The following is a 6142-nucleotide window of genomic DNA, read 5'->3' as shown; positions in this document are numbered from 1 at the left end:
GTCGCGCCCCGTTTCACACGATCAGAGTCGGGTGACCGTCAGCCCGCCGTCGTGATAGTCGGCGCGCAGGCGCTTCTTGTCGAACTTGCCGACGCTGGTCTTCGGGACCGCGTCGATCAGCGTCCAGTTCTCCGGCACCTGCCACTTGGCGACCTTGCCCGTCAGGAACTGCTGCAGCTCCGCGACGGTCGTCGTGGCGCCCTCGCGCAGCACCACCGCGACCAGGGGGCGTTCGTCCCACTTCTCGTCGGGCACGCCGATGACGGCGGCCTCGGCGACGGACGGGTGTCCCATCACGGCGTTCTCCAGGTCGACCGAGGAGATCCACTCGCCGCCGGACTTGATGATGTCCTTCGAGCGGTCCGAGAGGCTGAGGTAGCCGTCGGGCGTGATCGATCCGACGTCGCCGGTCTTGAGCCAGCCGTCGTCGAACTTGTCCGCCGCGTCGACCCCGTAGTAGGACGCGGTGATCCAGGGCCCGCGGACCTCGAGCTCGCCGACGGAGGTGCCGTCGTTGGGGAGGACGGTGCCGTCGTCGCCGACGAGTCGGGCCTGCACGGAGGCGGGGAACCGGCCCTGGGTGTAGCGGTACTTCCACATCTCGTCGCCGGTCGCGCCTGCGGGCGGACGGGCCACCGAACCCAGCGGGGACGTCTCGGTCATGCCCCAGGCGTGCAGCACCGAGACGCTGTGGTCGTCCTCGAAGGTGTGCATCAGGGCGGGCGGCACCGCGGATCCGCCGATCAGCACCTCCCGCATCGAGGAGATGTCCTGCGGATGGTGCTCGAGGTGCAGGTGTAGGCCCTGCCAGATGGTGGGCACCGCGGCGGCGAGGGTGGGCTTCTCGGCGGCGATCAGCTCGGCGAGCGGGGCGGGCTGCAGGAAGCGGTCCGGCATGATCAGCGAGGCGCCGATCATGAACGCGGCGTAGGGCAGGCCCCAGGACATGGCGTGGAACTGCGGCACCACCGCCAGTGCGCGGTCGCCCTGGGCGAGGTTCGGGCCGTCGGACATGCACACCTGCATCGAATGCAGATAGATCGAACGGTGCGAGTAGACAACACCTTTCGGGTCACCGGTGGTGCCGGAGGTGTAACACATCGCCGCGGCGCTGCGCTCGTCGACCTCCGGCCAGTCGAACTCGCCGGGCTTGCCGTCGAGCAGGCCCTCATAGGTGTGGACCTGCACCCCCTCGGGGGCCTCGAGCCCGGCGGTGGAGGTGCCGGTGACGATCACGTGCTTGACGGTGGTCAGCTGCGGCAGCTGCGGCGCCAGCAGAGGGATGAGGGACGCGTCGACGATGATCACGTGGTCTTCGGCGTGGTTGGCCACGTGCACCAGCTGCTCCGGGAACAGCCGGATGTTCAGCGTGTGCAGGACAGCGCCCATCGACGGCACCGCCAGGTACGCCTCGAGGTGCTCGGCGTTGTTCCACATGAACGTCGCCACCCGCTGGTCGCCGGTGACACCGAGGCCGCGCAGGGCGTGCGCCAGTGCCGCGCAGCGCCTGCCCACCTCGGCGTAGGAGGTCCGGCGGGGCCCCGACTCGGTCCAGGTCACCACCTCCGCCGCGCCGTGCACCGTGCTCCCGTGCCGAAGCAGTTGGGCGATCGACAGCGGGGCGTCTTGCATCGTGCTCAGCATGGGTGACTCCTGTGTGACGGCGACTGGTGACTGTGACCGTAGTCACCTCACCGTGCGGGCGCTCGTCCGCCCCATGACCGTCGCAGCGGGTCAGCTCACCTCGGTGCCGGACTCGCCCGGGAGCACCAGGAACTCGGTTCCGGCAGGCCCCATCTCGCGCAGCCGGCCGTAGTAGATGCCGGTCGCGGGGTCGTTGATGATGCCCTGGTGGATCGGCACCGCGACCCGCGGCGCGACGGCCCGCAGGTAGTCGACGGTCTCGGAGATCTTCATCCACGGCGCGACGGCCGGGATCGCCAGCACATCGACCGGCTGCTCGGGCACGAAAAGGGAATCGCCGGGGTGCAGCAGCCGCGCGGGCGCGGCCGGATCGCCGAGGAGGTAGCCGGTGTTGTCGATCACCGGGATCTCCGGGTGGATCACCGCGTGCTGCCCGCCGACCCCGGTGACCTGGACGTCGCCGATGGCAAACGAGTCGCCCGCGTGCACCGCGGTCCACCGGCCGCCGAGCTGCCCCGCCGTCTGCGGATCCGCGTACAGCGCCGCGCCCGGGTTCGCCTCGACCAGGGCGGGCAGCCGCGCCGGGTCGGCGTGGTCGGGGTGCTGGTGGGTGATGAGGATGGCGTCCAGGCCGGTGATGCCCTCGAAGCCGTGCGAGAAGTTGCCGGGATCGAACAGGACGGTTGCCCCGTCGATCTCGGCGAGCACGCAGGAGTGGCCGAAGTGGGTCAGTCGCATGGGTTCGAGTATGCGCCGGTAAACTGCCTGTTGCCCGGCGGATCATTCCCGGGCGCACCGGAGCACCTAGCGAGGAGCAGCACGTGGCCCGTGTCGTTGTCGATGTCATGCCCAAGGCCGAGATTCTCGATCCCCAAGGGCAGGCAGTTGTCGGCGCCCTGCCCCGACTCGGGTTCACCGGAGTGTCGGATGTTCGCCAGGGCAAGCGTTTCGAGCTCGAGGTCGACGACAGCGTCGACGATGCCGAGCTGGAGAAGATCGCCGAGTCACTGCTGTGCAACACGGTGATCGAGGACTGGAAGGTCACCCGAGTCCAGTGAGCGCCCGTATCGGAGTCATCACTTTCCCCGGCACCCTCGACGACGTCGACGCTGCCCGTGCGGTGAACCTGGCAGGCGGCGAGGCGGTCAGTCTCTGGCACGGCGATGCCGATCTCAAGGGCGTCGACGGGGTCATCGTGCCCGGCGGCTTCTCCTACGGCGACTACCTGCGCTGCGGCGCCATCGCCCGGTTCGCGCCGGTGATGGAAGAGGTCATCAAGGCCGCGGCAGGCGGCATGCCGGTCCTCGGCATCTGCAACGGCTTCCAGGTGCTCTGCGAGGCGGGACTGCTCCCGGGCGCCCTGACCCGCAACGAGGGCCTGCACTTCATCTGCCGGGACCAGTGGCTGAAGGTGGAGTCCACCTCGACGGCGTGGTCCTCGAGGTACGAATCGGGCGCCGAGATCCTCATCCCGCTCAAGTCCGGCGAGGGCCGGTACCAGGCGTCGGAGAAGGTGCTCGACGAGCTCGAGGGCGAGGGCCGCGTGGTCTTCCGCTACTCGGGCGACAACCCGAACGGCTCGCAGCGCGCGATCGCGGGCATCGCCTCGGCGAACGGCCGGATCGTCGGCCTGATGCCGCATCCCGAGCACGCGACCGAGTCGCTGACCGGACCCAGTGACGACGGCCTCGGCATGTTCTACTCGGCGCTGGACGCGGTCCTCACCGCCTGAGCAGAGTTCGAGTCGAATCCCGCACAAGGGCGGACCGGTCATCCGGTCCGCCTTTTTGCTACCGTCCGGCCATGATCTCGACGATCGTGTGGGGGACAGGGAACTTCGGGCGCGCGGCGATTCGCGCGGTCGACGCGCACCCTCGCCTGGAACTGGCGGCCGTGCTCGTGCACGACCCCGGCAGGTCCGGGCGCGATGCGGGCGACCTCGGTGGCCTCGGCCGGGCGCTCGGCGTGCGCTCGACCGACGACGTCGCGGCGGTCCTGGCGACCGGCCCGCGCGCGGTGGTGTACGCGGCCTCCGGTGACATCCGCTCGGCCGAGGTGGTCGCCGACATCTGCGCGGCGCTCCGGGTCGGCGCGATCGTGGTGACCCCGTCGATCTACCCGCTGTACGACCATCGCGACGATCGGCAGGAGCTGCGTGAGGAGATCCGCGACGCCATCGCGGAGGGCACCGGCTCGCTCTTCGTGACGTGTGTCGACGCCGACTGGACGAACGAGATGGTGCCGCTGCTGCTCGGCGGGCTCGGCGCGGGCGTCGACCGGATCCACTGCCAGGAGATCGTGGACTATTCCGGGTTCGACCAGCCCGGCTCGGTGCGCTACCTCGTCGGCATGGGCGAGCCGCTGGACTACCTGGCGCCGATGATCGCGCCCAGGATGCCGACGACGGTGTGGGGCGGTCAGGTGAGGCTGATGGCCCGGGCGCTCGGTGTCGAACTCGACGAGATCCGCGAGACCCTCGAACGGCGGCCGCTCGAGGCCTCGATCGAGACTTTCGCGATGGGCAAGTTCGACGCCGGTGGGCAGGGCGCGCTGCGCGTGCAGGTGCAGGGCATCGTCGGTGGTGAGCCGCGCATCGTGATCGAGCACGTCAACCGCATCGATCCGACCTGCGCGCCGGACTGGCCGAGCCCTCCTGACGGGCAGAGCGGCACGCAGCGGGTGATCGTCGAGGGCGAGGCGCAGGTCGCGATGATCGTCGTCAGCGCAGCCCCCGCCAGCGGCGACGAGGCGATGTCGGTGGGGCGGCTGGTCGGGGCCATCGACTGGCTCGCCGGACAGGCCCCTGGACTCTACGACGCGCTCGACGTCCCGCTGCGCCCGACGAGCGCACCGGAGTTGGCGGACGCCTCCGCCTGAGTCGGCCGAACGCCCACGAGAACGTGTTCCAGTTGGGTAGCGTCCCGGCCATGATCTCAACGGTGGTGTGGGGTACCGGAAATGTCGGCCGGGCGGCCATCAGGGCCGTCGATGCGCACCCGGCGCTCAAGCTCACGAACGTGATCGTGAACAACCCCGACAAGGTCGGACGCGACGCGGGCGACCTGGCCGGCCTCGGCGCCGAGCTCGGGGTCGCCGCGACCGACGACGTCGAGGCGGTGCTGGCCGCCAGCCCTGGGGCGGTGGTGTACGCGGCCTCCGGCGACATCCGGCCGGACGACGCCCTCGCGGACATCTGCCGGGCGATCCGCGCCGGGGCCGTCGTCGTCAGTCCCGCGCTGTACCCGCTCTACGACCCGACCAATGCCCCGGCGGAACTCCTGGACCCGGTGCTGGCCGCCATCGCGGAGGGTGGCGGCTCGATGTTCGCCTCGGGCGTCGACCCCGGCTGGGGCAACGACGTGCTGCCGCTGCTGCTCAGCGGGCTCGGCAGCACCGTCGACGTGATCCGCTGCCAGGAGATCTTCGACTACTCCACCTACGACCAGCCCGACTCGGTGCGCTATCTGGTCGGCATGGGCCAGCCGATGGACTACCTGCCGCCGATGATCGCGCCGACGATCCCGACCATGGTGTGGGGCGGGCAGATCCGGATGATGGCGCGGGCCCTCGGCGTCGAGCTCGAGGAGATCCGCGAGACCCTCGACCGGCGCGCGCTCGACGCCACCGTCACCACCAAGACGATGGGCGATTTCGAGGCGGGCACACAGGGCGCCGTGCGGTTCGAGGTGCAGGGCATCGTCGACGGCGAGCCCCGCATCGTCATCGAACACGTCACCCGCATCCACCCGACCTGCGCCACCGACTGGCCGATGCCGCCGGACGGCGACGGCGCCCACCGGGTGATCATCGAGGGCCGCCCGCGCATCGAGGTATCGGTCGAGTGCACCGACGAGGACGGCAGCCGGTCCGCGGGCGGAAACGCGACCGCGGTCGGGCGACTGGTGAGCGCCATCGACTGGCTGGTGGCTGCGGAACCCGGAATCTACGACGCGCTCGACATCCCGCTGCGCCCAGCAGTCGGCAAACTCGGAAAACGGTAGTCACGAAAGGACGAGCCATGCTCATCGACATTCCCGAAGACAAGGACCCGATCGGGTACGTGTGGGGCGAGATGGTCCCCGGCATCGGGATCGCGGCCTCGAAGTTCTCGCTGTCCGTGTACGAACACTCGACCATCGATCTGCGTGCGTTCGAAGCCGCGCGGCTGCGGATCGCGCAGATCAACGGCTGCATCTTCTGCCAGGACTGGCGCACCGAAAGGGACGGCAAGAAGGTGGAGGCCGGATTCGACGATGCGGTCGAGAACTGGCGCACCACAGACGTTTTCGACGAGCGCACCCGGCTGGCCGCCGAGTACGCGGAGCGGTACGCGCTCGACCACCACGGGCTGGACGACGAGTTCTGGACCCGGATGTTCGAGCACTACACCCAGACCGAGGTCGTCGAGCTCTCGATGAGCATCGGTGCCTGGCTGGCGTTCGGCCGGCTCAATCACGTGCTCGGCCTCGACAGCGTCTGCGTGTTGCCGGGGCACTGA

The 6142-nt window shown here is 69.8% G+C and carries 7 protein-coding genes; 5 read left to right on the top strand and 2 right to left on the bottom strand.

Annotated elements, in window-relative coordinates; genetic code table 11:
• Positions 1-21: 21 nt before the first annotated feature.
• Both ACWFRB_RS22540 and ACWFRB_RS22535 read right to left on the bottom strand, forming a co-directional pair.
• Positions 22-1644, bottom strand: a complete 1623-nt coding sequence (locus ACWFRB_RS22540; RefSeq protein WP_452643470.1) for a long-chain fatty acid--CoA ligase — start codon at positions 1642-1644, stop codon at positions 22-24.
• Positions 1645-1734: 90 nt separating this feature from the next.
• Positions 1735-2382 carry an MBL fold metallo-hydrolase gene (locus tag ACWFRB_RS22535; RefSeq protein ID WP_452643469.1) on the bottom strand — a complete coding sequence of 216 codons (648 nt, stop codon included), beginning with the start codon at positions 2380-2382 and terminating at the stop codon, positions 1735-1737.
• Positions 2383-2465: 83 nt separating this feature from the next.
• Here ACWFRB_RS22535 and purS point away from each other — a divergent pair, with 83 nt between their 5' ends.
• From purS to ACWFRB_RS22510, 5 genes are all read left to right on the top strand, one after another.
• Positions 2466-2702, top strand: coding sequence for a phosphoribosylformylglycinamidine synthase subunit PurS (gene purS / locus ACWFRB_RS22530; protein ID WP_027503415.1), 237 nt, complete (start codon positions 2466-2468; stop codon positions 2700-2702).
• Positions 2699-3376: a phosphoribosylformylglycinamidine synthase subunit PurQ gene (gene purQ, locus ACWFRB_RS22525; protein ID WP_452643468.1), complete on the top strand. Its 678-nt coding sequence runs from the start codon at positions 2699-2701 to the stop codon at positions 3374-3376. The genes purS and purQ overlap by 4 nt, the downstream gene beginning before the upstream one ends.
• A gap of 71 nt (positions 3377-3447) precedes the next feature.
• Complete coding sequence (locus ACWFRB_RS22520) at positions 3448-4521, top strand: NAD(P)H-dependent amine dehydrogenase family protein (RefSeq protein ID WP_452643467.1); 1074 nt, start codon at positions 3448-3450, stop codon at positions 4519-4521.
• A 50-nt stretch (positions 4522-4571) separates the two neighbouring features.
• A complete protein-coding gene (locus ACWFRB_RS22515) occupies positions 4572-5645 on the top strand; it encodes an NAD(P)H-dependent amine dehydrogenase family protein (RefSeq protein WP_452643466.1) in 1074 nt (357 codons plus the stop codon).
• A gap of 17 nt (positions 5646-5662) precedes the next feature.
• Positions 5663-6142, top strand: a complete 480-nt coding sequence (locus ACWFRB_RS22510) for a carboxymuconolactone decarboxylase family protein (RefSeq protein WP_452643465.1) — start codon at positions 5663-5665, stop codon at positions 6140-6142.

The organism is Rhodococcus sp. NPDC055112, from assembly GCF_053607505.1.
This window is presented reverse-complemented; position numbering and strand designations above follow the sequence as displayed.